The organism is Streptomyces sp. NPDC002835 (assembly GCF_053591995.1).
Genome location: NZ_JBSFUW010000114.1, coordinates 1 through 2,516, shown reverse-complemented (window position 1 = coordinate 2,516; position 2,516 = coordinate 1). Strand labels below are relative to the sequence as shown.

At 71.8% G+C, this 2,516-nt stretch carries 1 protein-coding gene; it reads left to right on the top strand.

Annotation, left to right across the window (positions count from 1 at the left end):
- Window positions 1–2,516: acyltransferase domain-containing protein (locus ACWD01_RS37355; RefSeq protein WP_451168431.1), on the top strand; the 2,516-nt coding region annotated here is incomplete at both ends.

Genomic DNA, 2,516 nt, shown 5'->3' with positions numbered 1-2,516 from the left:
GCGCTGCGCGACCAGGCACGGCAGCTCCGCGAATACGTCGAGCAGCGGCCCGAGTTGAACACCGCAGCCGTCGCCAACACGCTCGCCAACGGGCGCGCCCTGTTCGAGCACCGCGCCGTGGTCGTCGCCGAGACCCCCGACGCTCTCACCGCCGCGCTCGACGCCCTCGCTCAGGGGGAGCCCTCACCCCACCTCGTGCAGGGCATCGCGCCCGACGAGACCGGGAGGACCGTGTTCGTGTTCCCGGGCCAGGGGACGCAGTGGGCCGGTATGGGTGCCGAACTCCTGGACAGCTCGCCCGCGTTCGCGGAGTCGATGGCTCGTTGTGAGGAGGCGCTCGCGCCTTACGTCGACTGGTCGCTGACCGAGGTGCTGCGCTCCGGCGCGGAGTTGGACCGGGTCGACGTCATCCAGCCTGTGACCTGGGCGGTGATGGTGTCCCTCGCCGCGACCTGGCAGGAACTCGGTGTCCGTCCGGATGCGGTCGTCGGCCACTCCCAGGGCGAGATCGCCGCCGCGGCTGTGGCGGGTGCACTTTCGCTGGAGGACGCGGCCAAGGTCGTCGCCGTACGCGCCAGGATCATCGGCGAACACCTCGCCGGGCTGGGCACCATGGCCTCCATCCCCCAGCCCGCCCGCGTGATCGAAGAGCGCCTTCCGAGTGGTGTAGGCATCGCCGCGATCAACGGCCCTCATACGACTGTCGTCTCGGGCGACAAGGACGCCGTCGAAACCCTGGTCGCGGACCTTCAGGGCCAGGACATCCGGGCCCGGCTCATCCCCGTCGACTACGCCTCACACTCCGCACACGTCGAAGCCATCGAAGCCCGACTGGCCCATGCCCTCGCGGGAATCCAGCCCCGCCCGGCAGACATCCCCTTCTTCTCCACCGTCGAACCCGGCTTCCTGAACACCGAGGCGCTCGACGCCGGCTACTGGTACCGCAACCTCCGCCAGACCGTCCACTTCCACACCGCCATCCAGCAGCTCACCGACGACGGCCACACCACCTACATCGAGTCCAGCGCCCACCCCGTCCTCACCTACAGCATCGAAGAAGCCTCAACCGACGCCCTCACCACCGGCACCCTCCGCCGAGGCGAAGGCACCCTCACCCGCCTCCTCACCTCGACAGCACACCTCCACACCCACGGCCACCCCATCAACTGGCCCACCCCGCGCACCAACCGCGTCACCGACCTCCCCACCTACCCCTTCCAGCACCAGCGCTACTGGATCAACCCCACCACCGACAGCCGGACGAACCTCTCCGGCGCGGGCCTGGCGGCCGCCGATCATCCGCTGCTGGGGGCTGCCGTGGAGGTGGCCGGCACGGACACGCACCTGTTCACCGGGCGGCTATCGTTGCAGAGCCACCCCTGGCTCGCCGACCACGCCGTAGCCGGCACCGTCCTGCTCCCCGGCACCGGGTTCCTCGAACTCGCCCTCCAGGCCGGCCACCACGTCGACTGCAGCACCGTAGAGGAACTCACCCTCGAAGCACCCCTGATCCTTCCCGAACGGGGCGGGGTGGACGTGCAGTTGAACGTGGGCGCACCTGACGACTCGGGGCGGCGCGAGCTGACTCTCCACTCACGCGCGCAGGACGCCGGCAGCGACGAGCCGTGGACCCGGCACGCCACCGGCACCCTGGCCCCCGTAGAGCAGTCCCCGAGGCCCGATGCCGACATGACCACATGGCCGCCCTCCGGGGCCGAGCCGGTGGAGACCGAGGGCTACTACGACAGGCTGGCCGAGCAGGGCTACGGTTACGGCCCTGCCTTCCACGGCCTGCGGGCCGCCTGGCGGCGCGGTGACGAGGTCTTCGCCGAGGTCGCGCTGCCGGAGGAGGAGTCCGCCGAGGCCGCGGAGTACGGCATCCACCCGGCACTGATGGACGCGGCGCTGCACGCGCTGGGTCTGGGCGTGCTGCCCGCGGCGGGCGAGGGCCGGGCGCGGCTGCCGTTCTCGTGGAGCGGGGTGACCCTGCACGCGGCGGGCGCCGCCGCGCTGCGGGTGCGCGTGGCTCCGCTCGGGGACGCCGAGGACACCGTGTCGGTCACCGTGGCCGACCCGGCCGGCATGCCGGTCGCCACGGCTGAGTCGCTGGTCGTACGGCCGGTGGTCACCGCGCAGTTGGAGGCGGCCGGTTCTCCCGTGAACGACAGCCTGTTCCGCATGGACTGGGTGCCGGCCTCCGCGGGGCTCTCCCCCGTCGCGGCGCGGCGCTGGGCGGTCGTCGGGCCGGACCCGCTGCGGGTGGGACGGACGCTGGAGGAGACCGGTGCGACGGTCTTCGCGGCCGACGACCTGGACTCCGTGGCCACACTGGACGTCGTCCCGGACGTGGTGGTCGTGCCGTACGCGCCTCAGCAGGACGGCACCGACAAGCTCGCCGCGCGGGTCCATGAGGTGCTGTACGGGGCGTTGGACCTGGTCAAGCGGTGGCTGGCGGAGGAGCGGTTCGCCGACTCCCGGCTGGTCCTGCTCACCCGCAACGCCGTCGTCACCTCACC